14 protein-coding genes, 1 tRNA gene and 1 pseudogene are annotated in these 17,932 nt (G+C 46.8%); 9 read left to right on the top strand and 7 right to left on the bottom strand.

The genetic code is table 11. The features are described 5' to 3' along the window. Positions 1-38 precede the first annotated feature (38 nt). From F452_RS0106285 to F452_RS0106295, 3 genes are read right to left on the bottom strand one after another with little or no spacing between them, the layout of a single operon-like run. A complete protein-coding gene (locus F452_RS0106285; protein ID WP_018965378.1) occupies positions 39-788 on the bottom strand; it encodes an ABC transporter permease in 750 nt (249 codons plus the stop codon). Next, complete coding sequence (locus F452_RS0106290) at positions 785-1,483, bottom strand: ABC transporter ATP-binding protein (RefSeq protein WP_018965379.1); 699 nt, start codon at positions 1,481-1,483, stop codon at positions 785-787. The genes F452_RS0106285 and F452_RS0106290 overlap by 4 nt, the downstream gene beginning before the upstream one ends. Positions 1,484-1,533: 50 nt before the next feature. After that, positions 1,534-2,472, bottom strand: a complete 939-nt coding sequence (locus tag F452_RS0106295) for an ABC transporter substrate-binding protein (protein WP_018965380.1) — start codon at positions 2,470-2,472, stop codon at positions 1,534-1,536. A gap of 125 nt (positions 2,473-2,597) precedes the next feature. On the opposite strand from F452_RS0106295, the gene mutY reads away from it, so the two are divergent. The 4 genes from mutY (at position 2,598) to F452_RS0106325 (ending at position 7,728) form a co-directional block, all read left to right on the top strand. Further along, positions 2,598-3,749 carry an A/G-specific adenine glycosylase gene (gene mutY / locus F452_RS0106300; protein ID WP_018965381.1) on the top strand — a complete coding sequence of 384 codons (1,152 nt, stop codon included), beginning with the start codon at positions 2,598-2,600 and terminating at the stop codon, positions 3,747-3,749. Positions 3,750-4,927: 1,178 nt separating this feature from the next. Beyond that, on the top strand, positions 4,928-6,214 hold the full coding sequence (locus tag F452_RS0106310; RefSeq protein ID WP_026292255.1) for a T9SS type A sorting domain-containing protein: 1,287 nt from the start codon (positions 4,928-4,930) through the stop codon (positions 6,212-6,214). A gap of 375 nt (positions 6,215-6,589) precedes the next feature. Further along, complete coding sequence (locus F452_RS0106315; RefSeq protein ID WP_018965384.1) at positions 6,590-7,162, top strand: 30S ribosomal protein S16; 573 nt, start codon at positions 6,590-6,592, stop codon at positions 7,160-7,162. Between the two features lie 495 nt (positions 7,163-7,657). Then, a tRNA-Gln gene (locus tag F452_RS0106325) sits at positions 7,658-7,728 on the top strand. A gap of 249 nt (positions 7,729-7,977) precedes the next feature. Here F452_RS0106325 and trxA read toward each other — a convergent pair. Both trxA and dnaE read right to left on the bottom strand, forming a co-directional pair. Beyond that, a complete protein-coding gene (gene trxA / locus F452_RS0106330; RefSeq protein ID WP_004583434.1) occupies positions 7,978-8,292 on the bottom strand; it encodes a thioredoxin in 315 nt (104 codons plus the stop codon). A gap of 49 nt (positions 8,293-8,341) precedes the next feature. Further along, positions 8,342-12,028 (bottom strand): DNA polymerase III subunit alpha, encoded by a 3,687-nt coding sequence (gene dnaE, locus F452_RS0106335; protein WP_018965385.1) that lies wholly within the window; start codon positions 12,026-12,028, stop codon positions 8,342-8,344. Between the two features lie 37 nt (positions 12,029-12,065). Here dnaE and F452_RS13030 point away from each other — a divergent pair, with 37 nt between their 5' ends. After that, entirely contained in the window at positions 12,066-12,200 is a 135-nt protein-coding gene (locus F452_RS13030) for a hypothetical protein (RefSeq protein ID WP_018965386.1), read from the top strand. Here the strand turns inward: F452_RS13030 and xpt are convergent, their stop codons facing one another. Both xpt and F452_RS10785 read right to left on the bottom strand, forming a co-directional pair. Beyond that, positions 12,201-12,776: a xanthine phosphoribosyltransferase gene (xpt, locus tag F452_RS0106345; RefSeq protein ID WP_018965387.1), complete on the bottom strand. Its 576-nt coding sequence runs from the start codon at positions 12,774-12,776 to the stop codon at positions 12,201-12,203. It lies immediately after the preceding gene. Positions 12,777-12,812: 36 nt separating this feature from the next. Continuing rightward, positions 12,813-14,151, bottom strand: a pseudogene (locus F452_RS10785) (nucleobase:cation symporter-2 family protein). 265 nt (positions 14,152-14,416) lie between these two features. On the opposite strand from F452_RS10785, the gene F452_RS11515 reads away from it, so the two are divergent. The 4 genes from F452_RS11515 to F452_RS0106365 all read left to right on the top strand — a co-directional run bounded on the left by F452_RS11515 (position 14,417) and on the right by F452_RS0106365 (position 17,886). Further along, the gene (locus F452_RS11515; protein WP_152567413.1) at positions 14,417-14,659 is read left to right on the top strand and encodes a DUF1661 domain-containing protein; all 243 of its coding nucleotides are present in this window, start codon (positions 14,417-14,419) and stop codon (positions 14,657-14,659) included. A 143-nt stretch (positions 14,660-14,802) separates the two neighbouring features. Then, entirely contained in the window at positions 14,803-16,143 is a 1,341-nt protein-coding gene (locus F452_RS0106355) for a T9SS type A sorting domain-containing protein (protein WP_026292257.1), read from the top strand. A gap of 243 nt (positions 16,144-16,386) precedes the next feature. Further along, positions 16,387-17,133, top strand: coding sequence for an MlaE family ABC transporter permease (locus F452_RS0106360; RefSeq protein ID WP_018965389.1), 747 nt, complete (start codon positions 16,387-16,389; stop codon positions 17,131-17,133). A gap of 18 nt (positions 17,134-17,151) precedes the next feature. Continuing rightward, positions 17,152-17,886 carry an ABC transporter ATP-binding protein gene (locus F452_RS0106365; protein WP_018965390.1) on the top strand — a complete coding sequence of 245 codons (735 nt, stop codon included), beginning with the start codon at positions 17,152-17,154 and terminating at the stop codon, positions 17,884-17,886. Positions 17,887-17,932: the final 46 nt, after the last annotated feature.

The raw sequence follows: 17,932 nt of genomic DNA on the forward strand, positions 1-17,932 counted from the left end.
ATTGTTTTGTTGAATGATAATTTTCTTTGTTTATGTGGCTAACTGTTCCTCCATCTGCACAGTGCGGTCTCAAGACCATCCACAAGCAAAAAAAGGAAAAAACCTGCCATCCCTAAAACCACGATGCCTACGTACATCTCCGTATAGCTGATACGCATCCATGCATCGACAATGAAGAATCCCATGCCCTTGTTCGTCCCGTATGTCTCTGTCACGAAGAGTACCGATATGGCTGTCCCGATGGCTACTCGTAGTGTAGAGAGTGCTTCGGGAGTAATGGCCGGCAGGATCAGATGGCGCATCAGCTGAGCATGAGTGGCACCCAATGAGGTAAGGACAAGGAAGCTCTCTTTGGGAATGTTGCGAAGACTGTCGCGCAGATTGACGATGATTTGGAAGATGATGATCAGTACGATCATAATTATTTTGGTCACATCGCCCAGTCCTGCCAAGAGCATGATGATCGGTAGGAGTGCTAATTTGGGGATAGGATAGCAGAAATAGACGAACGAATCCATCACACGGCCGAAGCTCTTGTAACGGAACATGGAGAGCGCGACAATGAGTCCCAAGACGAGGGCTATCGAAATGCCGATGACGATTCGTCGCAAGCTCGCCAACAGATGTGCGGACATGGACTGCTGCCATACCGTTCCTATTTTGGAGTAAACCGTAAGGGGATCCACCAGCACAGGGGTATTGAGGAGCAGTGCAGCCAGATGCCACAGGAGATTGAGCAGTAGAGCACCCACGAGCACTCGCCCCAGAAATCCTTTTGTCTTTCTCATACTTCGATCCGGTTCAGCATTCTACGGATGGTATCGGTATCCGGACGTTCGCACAAGCCTCTGATTCGTCCGGGCATGCCCCCTATGACGGCTACCCGGCTACTCATTGCTACGGCTTCTTCCACATTATGCGTTACCATAACGGTGGTGACCCGATGTTTATCCCAAAGTCCAAGGAAGAGTTGCCTGCTTTTCTCGGCTGTGAGCATATCGAGAGCTGCGAATGCTTCGTCAAGCAGGAGCAACTGTGGACGTTGGAGAAAGACTCGTGCCAGTGCCACGCGCTGACGTTGTCCTCCGCTTAGTTCCCTCGGATACCGATGCAATATGTCCGACAAGCCGAGGATGCGTACAATGCTCTCAAACTCCGGCATCTCTATGGCTTCCTTTCGCAGGGTATATGGAAGTACGATATTCTCACGTACTCGTTTCCATGGCAGAAGTCCATATTGCTGGGGAACTATCCCTATGGAAAATGATTTCGGATTCAGAGGTTTCCCATCGAATAGCACTTCTCCCTCATACTCTGTCAGCACGCCTGCCAAAACGTGCAGGAATGTCGATTTGCCACAGCCCGAAGGTCCCGTTACGGCAAAAATCTCTCCTTCGGGAATATTCAGTGAAAGACCGTCCAATGCTTTCACTTCCGTACTCCCGTGGCGATATGTAACGGCCAGATTGCGAATAGAGATCATTTGCCTAATGGAGGAATCTGCGTTTCGTCTGTCTCTTGATTTTACCGGATTTAGCGGATCAGATCCTTGCCGGTATAGTCGCTCGGTACCAATTTCTTGGCGTGTAGCCAGTCGATAGTTTGTTGCAGATCTTCCATCGTGGGCTTCTGTCCATGTGAATAATCGGGCAGAATCACATCGTCTACCAAGGGTTCGGGTACACCGACATCTTCGATCAGGATATTTCGGATGGCATTTCTATCGTGTGAATGGATGTAGTCCACAGCCAGATCGTATCCTCGAAGCAGTATATCGATGGCTTCTTGCTTCTCTCTGATGACACTGCCGGCAAACATCGCTCCGGTTACGAATATGCCCAGATCCTGTGTGGAGACAAAGGACATCATTCCATCTGCCATCGCAATGGTAATGAATGGATCCGGTAGGACGGCTGCATCGATCTGTCCGCTGCGAAGCATTTCCAAGCGCAAAGGGATCTTATTGACCTCGGTCTTGGTTATGTCGCTTTCGGCCAGTCCTGCGGTATTGATGATTCGGTCGGTGGTGTACTCAATGACCGTATTGCGCGATATACCCAGATTCTTTCCTTTGAGGGTTTCCAAGCTCTCACCCGTATAATCTTTGGACATTACCAGCCGGAAGTATCCGTCGAGACGCATCACCAGTTGCAGATCGATGCCTCCGGCTTGCTGCATGGCTGCTCCCGTATAGTCGATGACAGTACCCTCCACATTGCCCGAATGGAAAGCCGCATCACGTTCATTGGGTGAATAAAACTTGACAATCTCCAGTTTCAGCCCGAGTGAATCGTAAATGCCGGTTTTCTGTGCTACAACGAAAGGCAGATAGTCCATGGAAGGCATGGCTCCGAGAGAGAGGGTATAAGGCTCTTTTTGTTTGTCTGCAGAGCTTTTCCTATTACCACATGAAGAGAGGGTGATGCTCAAAACAGCCAGAGCAAGGAGGGTAAAAAAAGAAAAATTTTTCATCGCGTTCTCTGATTGTGAAAGACTATGGTCGCATTCCAAGTATCGAAATGAGTTACAAAGATGCAAAGAATTACATACATCAGTTTATATCTTTGCACAAACAACATTTCCTATTCCAATCCTGCATGACAAATTCCTCTTCCCGAACGAGAAGTTTACCGTCGGAAAGCAAGATCGATCCTCTTCCTTATTTCCCTGAATTGCGAAGGCTACTGGCCGAATGGTACGATGCCAATAAGCGGGATTTGCCGTGGAGGCAAACGGACGATCCCTATCGTATCTGGATATCCGAGATTATACTGCAGCAGACGCGAGTGGAGCAGGGGAGGGATTATTATCATCGCTTTATCGAACGCTTCCCCGATGTCCGCTCCTTGTCTCTTGCATCTGAAGATGAGGTGCTGAAGCAGTGGGAGGGCTTGGGCTATTACTCCCGGGCGCGCAATCTGCATCGGGCAGCCCGTATGATAGTCTCTGACTTCGGAGGTAGCATACCTCGTACGAGGCAGGAGATACTGCGACTACCGGGTGTCGGGGATTATACGGCTGCAGCTGTTCTCTCCTTTGCCTATGATCTGCCTTTTGCGGCAGTGGACGGAAATATCTTTCGTGTCATCAGCCGACTGATGAATCTTGATACGCCGATAGATACCCCTGCCGGCAAGAAGCTTTTTTCTTCCTGGGCCGATGCTTTGCTCGACAGGGAAGCTCCGGCAAGGCACAATCAGGCCATTATGGAGTTTGGGGCACTTCATTGTACACCCACGTCTCCTTCTTGCCTGCTATGCCCGGTACGCCGTTTTTGCATGGCCGATACAGCCGGTTGTGTCGATGCTTTGCCGGTCAAGAAAGGTGGACTTAGGATTACGAATCGCTATCTCTATTTCATTTATATACGGGTTATCACCCCCACCGGCGTCTACACTTATATTCGAAGGCGTCCGAGTGGAGATATATGGCAGGGTTTGTACGAGTTTCCCTGTGTCGAGCTATCCGATCATGCAGTTTTAGAGACCTTATTGCTGTCTCCCGAATTGGGTGGTTTGCTACGATCCGTTTCCGGTAGTATGGATAGCTTACCATTCAAAACATTCAAGCACCAGCTTACGCATCGCAACTTGTGGATTCATGGCTATAGGCTTACAGCCCGTCTCGATGAAGCTCCCGAACTGGATGGCTACCGCTGCATCCGAGAGGAACAGCTTGACGATTTTGCCTTTCCCCGTGCCCTCAATTTGCTGCTTGAGGCACTGCCTCTTTCTGATAATGATAGATGAATAGTGCATGTCTAAGTGAAAAATTTTTCTATCTCGAACATTGACAATATCGACGAATATTTGTTCGGAAACTATGAATTTTATACTCAAGTCTTTTTGTTATATTTGCAGCTGATAAAACACTTTTGTTCGATATTAATGATCGCTATTGAAAGTGCTTTTCGATTGAATAGAATTGCTTGCTAAATGACTGAATCATAAAAATATGCGCACTGAATTTCTCCACTTCTATAGCCGTTTTGGCTTATCCGTTTTTGTGTATTTATATACTTCTTGTCCCAAGGAGTCGATAGATTTCCATCGTGATTATGAGGTGTAAACCGGAATAACTCTCACCGATAGTCCAAACATAGATAAGGCACGCAACAAATTCGCTGAAGAATTTGGTGCGTGCCTCTTTTATATCACCTTCTTAAAAGGCTTTTTATGTCATGCATTTTATATATAAATAGAATTCGATTTATATATTTATCGGGATCAATTTGTATATAAATCGAAAACGATCTATATACAAATCGAAAATGATTTATATACAGATCGTTTTCTTGTCTCCCCAAAGTCATGTTTCGATCTGAAAAAGTCCATTCTCCGAACTTTCAAACTTCAAAATTCGCTTCTTCTTAACCTCTTATTTGGAATGATTCTAAACTCATCTTCGTTGTTGAAAATTTTTTTGGCACGTGTTTTTTCCCTACAAGATGATACAAAACAGGGAAGCCTCTTTTCCTTTTACGTGAGGTTCCCTTATTGTTTGGACGAGTGAGACTTCATGGAGATAACAGACAGTATGCGAATGGCTTCTGCCGCCATACGGCTTTCGAGATTGGAATCTTTCGAGCCGAAAAATGCTCTCACAAGCGGAAATTTCGACATTTGCTTACGTCGAATCCAGGTCAGGCCGGTAGTGCCGGAATGTGCAACAGCTGACAAATTGCTTCCGGATATTTAGCATTAATCGGAGGAATACTATATTTGCGACCGAAAACAAGAGATCACTCACAAAACGACTACTCTATCCGCCGATCAGGATTGCTAATCTTGCGATTGTAGATATTCTTTGTGCCGATGGAGTCGATCAGCACTCTGTTTAGAAAAACTTTGCATTCGTTTTGCCGGTTCTCTTGAAGCTGTTAGAATCGAATCCGTGGTAAGACCACAAATAGAAAACCAATACTAATATGAAATTTTCATCCAAGAAAATCTTCGCAATCTTTGCATTGCTGATGATGGGGCATACTGTGCAGGCACAGTTTGTTCCGGCTCCGACCACAGGAGTACGTATGTCCGTAACGACGAACAAGGCAGTAGGGGAAAAGATCCGATTGCTGGTTCATTCCGTAGAGAAGAAAGGGATATGGATAGATCTCAATGGAGATGCTACCTATCAAAGCGGAGAGGAAATAACCCTTTTCGATGAGGAATACCACGAATATACACTGGGGGCGCAGACCATAACCGTATATGGCAATACGACCAGATTGGGGTGTAAAGAAACAGGTGCAACGGCTGTCGACGTAACGAAAAACCCGAACTTGACCTATCTGTCATGTACCAACAACAAACTGAAATCGCTGGACTTGACCCAAAACAAAAAGCTGTTGCGGGTCTGGTGTGATTCCAACGAAATAGAGAGTTTGGACCTGAGTGGCAATCCGGCTTTGATCATCCTCGGCTGTGACAGGAATAAGCTGACTGAGCTGAAGACCGACAAAAACCCCAAGTTGGCTAATCTATGGTGTTCCGACAATGAGCTGAAAGAACTGAATCTGACGGCCAATCCCCGACTCAATGACCTTTGGTGCTTTGGCAACCGGATCACGAAACTTGATCTGAGTGCCAATCCTCTACTGATAACACTTTGGTGTAGCGACAATGAGCTTTCGACCTTGGATCTTTCTAAGAATCCGGATGTTGCTTACGTTTGGTGCTCATCGAACAAACTTACATCCTTGAATCTGTCGGGGGTGAGGGGGCTGAGCGTTTTGGATTGTCATTCCAATCTGATCGCAGGTGAAGAAATGACAAAGGTGGTGGATGCTCTGCCCACACTCTCTCCCGGTGTGGGTGCTCAGAGCAAGTTCGTCGTTGTAGACCTCAAAGACACTGATGAGAAGAATATCTGTACCGTAAAGGATGTGGAAAAGGCTAAAAGTAAGAACTGGCGGGTATTCGACTTCAATGGTGATGCTGACAATATGCTTCCATACGAAGGAAGTCCGACATCGAACTTGGCAGTAGATGCTCCCTCTATCAGGATATATCCCAATCCGGTAAGAGGATATGCGCTCGTCGAGATCCCCGAATTTCTTTTGGGGCAGGAAGCTGCTTTATACGATATAAATGGGGTAAAAGTCTATAGTTTCGCAGTAGAGACTCTCCGTCAGAACATTGACCTGACGCATCTTCCTGACGGCACTTATTTCTTCCGTCTCGATAACTATACCACTAAGCTCATCAAACAGTAAGCGAATCCTGCCATAGGCAACGAATAAGAGTAAGAGGGTATCTCTTGATAAATTGGAACTGCCAATTGACAAGAGATACCCTCTTTTTTTAAGATTTTACCTCGTTAAAATCCGGCTTGCTTGCCTGTCCATGCCTATAAATCCGCTTGTGTATGTTTTAGGATGCAGACAAAAATGGTAGCATATAGTTAGTTCAACCATGATCAATCCGATCAAACTCCCCCCCCCTCAGAAAAATATCTTACGTGTAAACTATGCATGAGAATCGAATGTGTAATGCCCCCAAAGCAAAAAATCACTTTGTATGTTCCATTTTAATAGTCTATCTTTGCGGCTGCTAATACAATAGCGAACGCAAATAATAAATTCAAAAGAATGGCAACAAAAATCAGATTGCAACGACACGGTCGCAAAGGTTATGCCTTTTACAAGATCGTTGTCGCAGACAGCAGGGCGCCACGAGATGGCAAGTTTATTGAAAGGATCGGTTCATACAATCCGAACACGAATCCTGCTACAATAGATTTGAATTTCGAGCGCGCTTTGTATTGGATCGGTGTAGGTGCACAGCCTACCGACACGGCACGTAATATCTTGTCACGTGAGGGTGTACTCATGATGAAGCATCTCCTCGGTGGTGTTAAGAAGGGTGCTTTTGATCAAGCTGCAGCAGAAAGCAAGTTCGAAGCTTGGTTGAAGGGTAAAAAAGACGCCCTTAACAACATGAAGATTAAGGTGAAAGAAGCTGCCGTAGCAGACAACAAGGTTAAGCTCGAAGCAGAGAAGGCCGTAAACAAGGCTCGCGCAGAAGCTGTGGCAGAGAAGAAAGCTGCTGAGGCCAAAGCTAAGGCTGAAGCAGAAGCCGCTGCCGAAGAGACTGCCCAGACGGAAGAGGCTCCGGTAGAAGCCGCTGCTGAAGAAGCTCCTGCGGCTGAGAGCGCAGAATAATTACCGACGAATTTTTCCAAATGACAGAGGGTGTTTCGCTTGCGATACACCCTCTGCTGTTTTTATACGACAGACTTTTTCCTTTTACCATTGCAATCAAAGATCAAGCAACGGAACGGCGAGATTATTTTCAGAGAGTGATAGAGAAAATAGAGGCTGTCTTTTCAAGGTGGGACAAATGCCCTTCGGGAGCAAAGCCAACTTGGCTATTATGATCGAAGAGCAAAGGGAGGCCGCCAAGGACAAATCGTTCAACGGTACGGGTATCGACCTCGAAAAATCCTTCGCTCAAACGGGGAAGAGACGGCAGCGTATCTCTTGGGATTCGACGGACTTGATGTGTGAAACATGGAGGCATTGGCCTGATTTCTCGTATCTGATAAGAGCCTCTGAAGAATATTTTCTGTCAGATAACAGGAAAACAGTTGTGTATTTGCCGAAAATACATATCTTTGCAGCGCAATTGAGAGGAATCTTCTCCGTTGCTATGAGGATTGTCTCATGGTGTAATGGTAGCACAACAGGTTTTGGTTCTGTTTGTCAAGGTTCGAATCCTTGTGAGACAACGATAGAGAAAGGGTTGCATCGGATAAGCGTAAACTTCCGGACTGCACAACCCTTTCTCTTTGTTGGTGTCGCCTCTTAAATCACCGTATTTGCCTCCCAAGTGTTCAGCAGCCATGAACTTCTGCAACGACGCTTACTAAAAGCTCTCCCGCTCTGCCCTGAGAACGAAAAACAAAAAGTCCTGTCTGACGATGCAAAAGATAGCATGTCAGACAGGACTTTTCTTTGGAATGCCAATACCGACTTAATTAAAACAAGGCATCCAATTCTTTCTTGAATACGTCTTTGGACTGAGCACCCACAAGCTTCTTTACCACTTCGCCGTTCTTGATGAACAGGATGGTAGGGATATTACGTACGCCGTACTTCATGGGCAATTCCGTATTTGCATCCACATCCACCTTTCCTATGATAGCTCGTCCTTCATATTCCGCTGCCAGTTCGTCGATGATCGGACCTACCATGCGGCAAGGACCGCACCATGTAGCCCAGAAATCCACTACCATCGGCTTGCCTTCTGCTACCAAGCCGTCAAATGTTGCATCTGTAATTTGCAGTGCCATAACTTTGTTCGTTTTTAATTGGTTATTATTCTTGTTTATAATGATTGGTCTATTCAAGTGCAAAATTAATCTCGCAAGCCTTCAATCGATTCACCAGTTCGGGGGATACTTTGATCAGCGATTTATGTTGTGCCAGCTCGACGTCGAAAGTTTCCGTATGGTCGTACACTTTGATAAATAACATCGTTTTTCCCGAATTGTTTGTCAATTCGTCCGATAGCGTTTCGATCAGTTCATTGTCGATCTTCGATGCCGGCAGCAAGATGGTCATCTTTTTGATCAAAGTATCGGCCACTTGCGGAAGCAGTTCTATCGTGTTTACAGTCAATTCCAACTCACCTTGTTTCCACTTATGAGGCTGGACGGATGCCCGAATGAGGAGATAGAGGCCTTCCTTGCAATAATTGCCGAAATTCACATGCGACTGTCCGAAAAGAGGTATTTCGCCGGTACCGGACAAATCCTCCAGCGTAATCTTCGAATATGGATTGTTCGAGCGGGATATGCCCTGAAATGCCTTGGTTACGATACCGGCCATAATCAGATTTTTCCCTACCAGGGACTCCAGATCGGCCAAGTCTGTTGCATGCGTATTGCAATAGTGGTCGAGGATCACTTGATACTGAGCCATAGGATTGGAGCTAAGGTAGAGCCCCACAAGCTCACGTTCTTTATTGAGTCTCTCCAAGTCGTTCCACGGTTCTGTGGGAGACGGTTGTGGACGAGGGATCATCAGATCTTCTTCCTCTCCAAAGAGAGAATTACTCTGGCTGTGCTTTTCCTCCTGCACCACGGAGCCATAGCGCATCAGTGCTTGTATGTACGACTCCTCCTTACCCGTCAGAGGAGGAGCCATATATTCCTCTCGCGACAGACCGAAGCTGTCGAAAGCACCAGCCAACGCCAAGCTCTCCATCGTCTTACGGTTGCAAGCGGAGAGATTGATCCGCTCCACAAAATCGAAGATATCCTTATAAAATCCGTTGGCTTCACGCTCGGCAATGATCTGCTCCACGGCTCCTGATCCTACACCTTTCACAGCACTGAGACCGAATCGGATGTCTCCATCGGCATTCACCGAGAATTTCATTTCGGACTCGTTCACGTCAGGCACCAATACGCCGATCTTCATGGATTTGCACTCATCCATGAGTTTAGTGATTTCTGTGATGTTGTTCAAGTTGCGACTCAAGGCCCCGGCCATGTATTCAGCCGGATAGTTCGCTTTCAGATAGGCCGTTTGATAGGCTACCCAACTGTAGCAGGTGGCATGACTCTTGTTGAAAGCGTAGCTGGCAAACTTCTCCCAGTCCGCCCAAATCTTCTCCAGCACATCTTTGGGATGTCCATTTCGGGCTCCCCCTTCGAGGAACTTCACCTTGAGGACGTTCATCTTCTCGATGAGCTTTTTACCCATAGCCTTTCGAAGCTCATCGCTCTGGCCTCGGGTAAAATCGGCGAGCTTACGACTCAGAAGCATGACCTGCTCCTGGTACACCGTCACGCCGTATGTTTCTTTGAGATACTGCTCCATCTCCGGCAGGTCGTAATAGATAGGTTCACGCCCATGCTTACGCGCGATAAACGATGGGATATAGTCCATCGGTCCGGGACGATAGAGCGCGTTCATCGCTATCAAGTCCTCGAATGCAGAGGGCTGCAGCTCCCGAAGATACTTTTGCATCCCACCGGATTCGAATTGGAAAGTACCTATGGTACGTCCATCGCTGTATAGCTTATACGTAAGGGGATCGTCGAGCGGGATCGTGTCTATATTCAAGTTGATGCCATGGCGTCGCTTGATGTTGGCCAGAGCTTCCTTGATGATGGAGAGCGTTTTCAGCCCTAGGAAGTCCATTTTGATCAGCCCCGTCTGCTCGATGACAGAACCTTCGTATTGGGTGACCAGCAGTTCCTCCTTCGTGTCTTTGTCCGGAGCCGTACTGACCGGAACGATATCGCTGATGTCCGTTTTCCCGATGATGATGCCGCAGGCATGCACACCCGTATTGCGCACGTTCCCTTCCAGCATTTGGGCATACTTCAGCGTATCACGCATTACCTTGTCGGAGCTTAGCGATGCTTGCTTGAGTTCGGGAACAAATTCTATTGCTTTTTTCAGATTGACTTTCTTCTCTCCGGGAATCTTGTCCGGTACGAGCTTAGCCAAACGATTGCTTTCGGGCAAGGGCAACCTCTGTACGCGAGCCACATCCTTAATGGAACTCTTTGTGGCCATTGTACCATAGGTGATGATATGGGCCACACGTTCTTTGCCGTATTTTTCCGTCACCCAACGAAGTATTTCGGCACGCCCGTCATCATCGAAGTCGACATCGATATCAGGCATGGAGATACGATCGGGATTGAGGAAACGCTCGAAAAGCAGATGGTATTTGATCGGATCAATGTCCGTGATGCCCAGACAGTAGGCTACAGCCGATCCCGCAGCTGATCCTCGGCCGGGTCCGACAGAGACGCCCATACCGCGCGCGGCAGCGATGAAATCCTGTACGATGAGGAAATAGCCGGGGAACCCCATTCCTTTGATCGTTTCCAACTCAAAGTCGATACGCTCTTTTATCTCGTTGGAAAGATCCTCTCCATACTTGCGTCTGGCTCCCTCGTAGGTAAGGAAGCGCAGGTAGTCGTCATCATCCTTAAACTCGGGCGGAATCGGAAAGTCCGGCATCAGGGCCTTGTTGTCAATGCTGTAGAACTCTACCTTGTCAAGAATTTCCAACGTATTGGACAGCGTCTCCGGCAGATCCTCGAAAATGGTATTCATTTCTGCCGTTGTCTTCATCCATTCCTGCTTGGTATAACGCATCCTGTTCGGATCGTCCAGATCCTTACCCGTACTCAGGCAGATCAGACGATCGTGCGCCTCAGCATCTTCTTCATTGCAGAAATGGACATCGTTCGTGGCAATTACCTTGACGCCCAACTTCTTGGCAAGCTCGAGTATCACGCGGTTTACGCGCTGCTGCTGGGGGAAAACATCCTGATTGCCGAGCGGATTGTGCGTCTCGTGCCGCTGAATCTCCAAGTAGTAATCATCCCCAAAAATCTCCTTGAACCAAAGAATAGACTCCTCGGCTTTGCCGATCTCTCCGGCCATGATATGTTGCGGGATCTCTCCGCCCAGACAGGCCGAAGACACGATGATACCTTCATGGTACTTCTGCAACAACTCCTTGTCGATACGCGGACGATAATACTGCCCTTCGGTCCATGAATAGCTGACCATTTTGATCAGATTCTTATACCCCTGCAAGTTCTTCGCCAGCAGGATCAAGTGCCAACCGCTGGCATCGATGGAACGTCTGGGATGGTACGGGTCAGGAATTTGGCTGTCCTTGTCGAAGCGTGTACGTCGAGCGCAATAAGCCTCACAGCCGAGTATGGGTTTGAAGAGGAGCCTTTTCGTCTCCTCTATTTTCTGTTGTAGCTTGACGATGCGATCGCGCTCTTCGTCGGTCAGCAGATCTGCACTCTTCGAGTCGTTCAACTGATCCAGTTCACGCCTGCAGTCCTTCAGCGTAGCATTGTGCCCGCTATTCTTCTTCTCCACATAGTTGTAAAACTCCTTGATGCCGAACATGGCTCCATGGTCGGTCAGAGCAATACCCGGCATACCGTCAGCAATGGCTTTGTCCACCAAGTCATTGATAGCGGCCTGTCCGTCAAGCAGAGAGAATTGGGAGTGTACGTGCAGATGTACGAAGGGTTCCATCCTTGTAGTTTGTCTTTCGGGCAAAAGTACTCATAATATGCCTACAAAAGATGAGATTTCCGACCGAGAAATGGAAAACGGCACGCCTTTTATCGGGAGAAAAGAGAAGGGAAAAGCAACATCCCACCCGCTGAGTGCCGGCAGACGGGATGTGTATGGGATTGACGTGTAGTTAGTCTTCGTTTGCGATGGTTATACAGCAGTTGTCGAGGCTTTGGATGATCGCGAGCGACTCCACTCTTATGCCTCTTTCTTGCAGGGCTGCTCTCCCATTCTGAAAGGCTTTTTCTATGATAAAGCCCATACCGACAATCTTAGCACTTGTCTGTTCGGCCAAGTCGATGATCCCTTGAGCTGCATTGCCATAGGCAAGAAAGTCGTCAATGAACAGAATGCGATCGTCGGCAGTCAGAAAGTCGTGACTGATACAAACGGTGTAGTCCCGACTTTTGGTAAAGGAATGCACCGTAGTAGTCAGCATATTGTCCATCGTCTTGGGCTGTTTTTTCTTCACGAAGACCACGGGCAGATTCATAATATAACCTACCATGATAGCCGGGGCTATACCGCTGGCTTCGATGGTAACGATCTTGTTGACTCCGCTGTCGGCAAATAGTCGTGCAAACTCTTCGGCCACCTGGTACATTAGCTTCGAGTCCATCTGGTGATTGATGAAGCTATCGACTTTCAATATACCGCCCGGATAGCACTTGCCATCCTGCAAAATCCTCTGTTTGAGCAATTCCATAAGACAATGATTGGGTTTTCTACCTGTCCGCCCATTTTATTTGCCGCGGATAAGTATATTAGAGATAATGGCAGCAAGACCACCGGTGGTGATTCCCGAAGAGAAGATCCCTCTCAGATCAGGAGATATGTTGCGCAAGATGTCCGGCATCAACTCGACACCTAAGCCCAGCGACAGACTAATGGCCAAGACCATCGTGGCTTTGCGGTCTATCTCCTGAGCTGCAATGATGCGTATCCCCGCTGCTGCTACCGTCCCGAACATCAAGAGCGTGGCTCCTCCCAATACGGGATCGGGCATCAGAGAAAAGATAAGACCGATACCCGGAAACAAGCCAAGCACGATGAGCATAGCGGCAATGTAATAGCCCACGCGACGACTGGCCACGCCCGTGAGCTGAATCAACCCGTTGTTTTGGGCGAAAATAGAATTGGGAAAAGAATTGAATACACCGGCAAGGAGGGAATTGAACCCATCGGCCAATACCCCACCCGATACACGTTTGATGTATTTATCGCCCTCCACCGGTTCGCCCGAAATCATCGAATTCGCAGTAATATCCCCCGTCGCTTCGATGGCTGTAATAAGATAGATGAGCCCTATGGCGATAAAGGACGAGATGTTCAGGCTAAGGCCGTATTTGAATGGGACAGGGATATTCAACAGCGCAATCTTCGTCGTCTCCATACCGGAGAGATCCACACGACCGAGGATGTAAGCTAAAGCATAACCGACGAGCAGACCGAGAACGATAGAACTCATACGAATGTATTTGTTCTTGCTCTTATTGAAGAAGAGGACGCTTACCAGGACGAGAGCAGCGATACTGAGATTTTGCCAGTTGCCGAAAGTCCCATCGCTCATAGCCGCATTGCCACCTCCACATGAGATAATCCCCACTTTGATCAGACTCAGACCGATCAGCAAGACTACGATTCCTGAAACGAGGGGCGTAATGATCCGCTTGAGATAACGGAAGCTGCGGCTGACGATCATCTCCACCGGAGCTGCTGCTATCGTACAGCCGAATATAAGCGGCAGACCGCCGGCCAAGCCGGCACTGATAATAGGGCCGATAAAAGAAAAACTCGTACCCTGCACGCACAGCAGTCCGGCACCCAAAGGCCCCACCCTTCGACATTGGATAAAGGTGGATACCCCCGAAGCGAACAGAGCCATGGAGACGAGGAAAGAAGTAGTCTCCAAATCCAGATTAAGTGCTCCTGCAATGATAAGCGGGGGGGGTAATGATAGCCACAAAGATGGCAAGGAGGTGTTGGAAAGCTGCAAAGACAGCATCTTTGCAAGAAGGCTTGTCTTCGATCTTGTAGATCAGATCTATCTGAGGGGTAGCTTGATTCGGTGCGATGGCCATAGTACAATGAGTGTTTGTCCGATATTCCTTATTCTTCATCGTGAAGAGAGGCACAAAAATAATAATCAAAACGTACCCGATCACTTTACTGAACAAGAAATACGCATTTGCACATTGCCTTCTCATCGGTGCAGCCCTCTAATCATGAAGGAACAGCCTACGGCATCGCAACTTTCACAGCATACCTAACTAAAACATAAAACGCAGGCAAAACCTCGCGGAGAGTGAATTTTATTTCAGCACACGTCACACAACCGAAAAAACGGTGATTTGCCACCCCCCAAAAACGTGGCGCGTAAAAGTTTTTCTTTTGGCTCGGGAAAAGAAAAAATCTCGAGCCAAAACGAAAAAAATCTCACTCCACTTTTCTCGAAAATACGAGCCACAATCGCAGCATTTGAGGTGCGGAAATATTTCTACCACGTTCAGACAGCTGGCGGATGATATCCGACCCCGGTTGTATTGTTCCCGTCTTATTTCTTTTGTGATTTTGTTGTTTTTGATATAATTATTACCTTTCGGCATGTGTCATATGATGATGTATTTCAGAGATTTGTTCTGTGTATTCATGGATTGTAAATGGAAAGGAAATCTGTAGCCGAAAGATGCGGATGAAATAAAATGATAAATAAACTAATAATCGAAAAGGAAATGAAAACAACAGTTCAACAAATTATTCTGTGTCTGGCTTTAATGATGTTAGGAGTATTGGGTGGAAATGCACAGAGCTTTTGGGAAGAAATAGTTCCTCCTTTTATCAGTAATGAGCCTAACGTTAAGTATATAATTCCCGGTATGGGGATTGATTCAAAGGGAACAGTCTATGTAACCGTGACAAAAAGGACTCAGCAGGGAGCAAATTATACTTCTGAGCAATTAGGTATATACTATCGTCCATTAGGAGATAATGCACAATGGTGGGAACATGATCCGTATTTTGATGACAAGTTAGTTACGGATATTCAGACAGATGCATACGGCAGAGTTTATGTATGTACGACTTCTTCTCGGGATCAAGAGTATCAACTGTATATAAACGAGCAGAACGAATGGAGATGTATATTCAAAACACCCGTGGCTACAGATGAACATGGTATGACCGTCTTCCGCTCTTCGACAGGGGTGACTTATATAGGTACTACACATCACATCTTTGCATCAGGTGTAAATGATTTCGAGTTCAACTCTATCTATGAAGACTCTACTCCTATGAGCTGTCGCTTTGCAGAGGCTACGAATAGTGGCACCATCTATCTGGCATTGATGCATGAAACCACAATGTCTACGACTATCTTTACTTATCAGAACGGTGAGTTCGTCGATATATCGGAAAGTGAATTGAGTAACTCGATTATTGCATCCATGTGCTCGAATAAAGAAGGTGATATAATAGCTCTTGTTACTTCATATACAGAACTTATGAGTGGAACCCTTGCGATCAGAAAAGCAGCTGAAGGAAAATGGCAACCTGTTGGCGGAGATATACAGAATGCGATCGTTCAAAATATATGCATGATGGACGATAACAAGATTGCTTGTGAAGTCTTTGGGTCTCCTATTGGGGTAGATGGTCGGACAAGAGTCTGTGTCTCTGATGCATCTGTCTTTGACTTTGAGTGGTATGAAGATGAAATATACGGAGGCCTGATATTTGACACTTTCTTCTATAGCCCTTGGGACAAACTTCTTTATGCGAAAGTTGGTGGAATAATGCTCAGGAGCAAAGAATCTCTTATAACCTCTTTCATTTCTCCGACAGTTGTACAGGGAGTGGATGTCTATACTTTGGCCGGGAAGATAAGGATCGAAAGTGAAACTCCGGTGTCTGAGGTATTGCTTTTCGACTTGGCTGGCAGGATGGTACTTCGGCAAACCGTTGATAATAAAATCTATTCGGATATAAATATTAACGGACTAAAGCGAAATGGTATTTATATAGTCTCGGTGCGACTCTCTTCCGGACAGGTATTCAGTCATAAGGTGCAGATATAGCCATCTGTTGTAGCGTGATCACTTGACCTTGTCTCTAAAAAGCCTCTTGGGATATGTCTTTTGACCTCTTTACCAAGGGGCTTGTTCTATTTTACATGAATGCAGCTGTCAGCAGAAAGATACATGGTTAAGGGGTTGTCTTTCATGCTTGATAGATGGTAATTGTCATGTGGCTGACTTTGCTTTCGGAGTGTTTTGTCCGAAACCTCGTATATTTGTCAGGACTAATCCAAAGCAAAGCGAATGAACAATAAAACTCTGCAACAGATAGGAGAGTATACAAAATTGATGCAGCGGACATTTTCTCTGCCTAACAGGTGGAGGATGTCATTTAGGGAATTGATTAAGGAGATAGACAAGCTCGGAGTCGATTCGGTATGGATCGTAATTATCATTTCGTTCTTCATCGGAGCCGTTATCACCATCCAGCTTTCTCTGAATATGACCTCTCCACTCATTCCGCGCTTTACGATCGGTTATTCTACACGTGAGATCATTCTGTTGGAGTTTTCTTCCACGGTTATGTGTCTCATTTTGGCCGGTAAGGTGGGATCAAGTATTGCCTCCGAATTGGGAACCATGCGTGTGACAGAGCAGATCGATGCTATGGAAGTGATGGGTGTGAACTCGGCCAATTATCTGATCCTGCCTAAAATCATCGGATTCATGCTGTTTGTTCCGGTACTGAGTATAATCAGTATGGCCACGGGTATTGTCGGTGGTTATCTGGCCTGTTCGCTGGTGCCAAATCTGCCTCGGAGCGACTTTGAGTATGGTTTGCAGCTTTTCTTTTCCCCTTACAATGTGTTTTACTCCATTATCAAGTCGGTGGCTTATGCTTTCATCATATCGAGCGTGGCCGGTTACTACGGTTATACAGTGAAGGGTGGAGCATTGCAGGTGGGGAAAGCAAGTACCAATGCCGTGGTTCAGTGCAGTATATTGGTGCTTGTGGCGGATTTGCTCCTCACTAATTTATTGCTTGCGTAAATGTTATACTAACGTATTATGATCGAAGTCAGAGAAGTCAGTAAGCAGTTCGAAGATAAGAAAGTACTCAACAATATCTCGGCGACATTCGAGACGGGCAAAACCAATCTGATCATCGGACGCAGTGGAGCGGGTAAGACTGTCCTGCTGAAGTGTATCATTGGGCTTATCGCTCCCACATCGGGAGAGGTATTGTATGATGGTCGAGATATTACGGTTATGAGTGAGAGTGAGCTGAAAATCCTGCGTCGCGAGGTCGGTATGCTCTTTCAGGGCTCTGCGCTCTTCGACAGTATGACGGTCATGGAGAACGTTATGTTCCCGATGAATATGTTTTCGAGCGATAAGCCGGCAGTCCGTCGCGAGAGGGCTAAGCACCTACTGCATCGGGTGGGGCTCTCCGATGCCAGACATAAGTATCCCAGCGAAATTAGTGGCGGTATGATGAAACGGGCTGCCATCGCCCGTGCGATTGCTTTGGGGCCGAAGTATCTCTTTTGTGACGAGCCTAACTCCGGTTTGGATCCGAAGACTTCGCTCGTCATAGACGATCTTATACATACTCTTACACAAGAGCATGGTATTACCACAGTAGTCAATACTCATGACATGAACTCCGTGAAGACAATCGGAGACAAGATCATCTACATCCGTCATGGAAGTAAGGAGTGGGAAGGATCGAGCGCAACGCTGAACTCTTCGGATTGTACGTCGCTCAAGAACTTTGTCTTTGCCAAGACAATGGAATACTGATGCTCTGTCAGCCGAGTATCTCTCGTCCTTTTCCTTCTTTCCATTC

Source organism: Porphyromonas gulae DSM 15663, from assembly GCF_000378065.1.
Classification (GTDB): Bacteria; Bacteroidota; Bacteroidia; order Bacteroidales; family Porphyromonadaceae; genus Porphyromonas; species Porphyromonas gulae.

What these genes read in the sequence shown, in the direction of transcription:
- F452_RS0106285 (WP_018965378.1), bottom strand. Translation starts at nt 788, where the DNA reads ATGAGAAAGACAAAAGGATTTCTGGGGCGAGTGCTCGTGGGTGCTCTA.
- F452_RS0106290 (WP_018965379.1), bottom strand. Translation starts at nt 1,483, where the DNA reads ATGATCTCTATTCGCAATCTGGCCGTTACATATCGCCACGGGAGTACG.
- F452_RS0106295 (WP_018965380.1), bottom strand. Translation starts at nt 2,472, where the DNA reads ATGAAAAATTTTTCTTTTTTTACCCTCCTTGCTCTGGCTGTTTTGAGC.
- mutY (WP_018965381.1), top strand. Translation starts at nt 2,598, where the DNA reads ATGACAAATTCCTCTTCCCGAACGAGAAGTTTACCGTCGGAAAGCAAG.
- F452_RS0106310 (WP_026292255.1), top strand. Translation starts at nt 4,928, where the DNA reads ATGAAATTTTCATCCAAGAAAATCTTCGCAATCTTTGCATTGCTGATG.
- F452_RS0106315 (WP_018965384.1), top strand. Translation starts at nt 6,590, where the DNA reads ATGGCAACAAAAATCAGATTGCAACGACACGGTCGCAAAGGTTATGCC.
- trxA (WP_004583434.1), bottom strand. Translation starts at nt 8,292, where the DNA reads ATGGCACTGCAAATTACAGATGCAACATTTGACGGCTTGGTAGCAGAA.
- dnaE (WP_018965385.1), bottom strand. Translation starts at nt 12,028, where the DNA reads ATGGAACCCTTCGTACATCTGCACGTACACTCCCAATTCTCTCTGCTT.
- F452_RS13030 (WP_018965386.1), top strand. Translation starts at nt 12,066, where the DNA reads ATGCCTACAAAAGATGAGATTTCCGACCGAGAAATGGAAAACGGCACG.
- xpt (WP_018965387.1), bottom strand. Translation starts at nt 12,776, where the DNA reads ATGGAATTGCTCAAACAGAGGATTTTGCAGGATGGCAAGTGCTATCCG.
- F452_RS0106355 (WP_026292257.1), top strand. Translation starts at nt 14,803, where the DNA reads ATGAAAACAACAGTTCAACAAATTATTCTGTGTCTGGCTTTAATGATG.
- F452_RS0106360 (WP_018965389.1), top strand. Translation starts at nt 16,387, where the DNA reads ATGAACAATAAAACTCTGCAACAGATAGGAGAGTATACAAAATTGATG.
- F452_RS0106365 (WP_018965390.1), top strand. Translation starts at nt 17,152, where the DNA reads ATGATCGAAGTCAGAGAAGTCAGTAAGCAGTTCGAAGATAAGAAAGTA.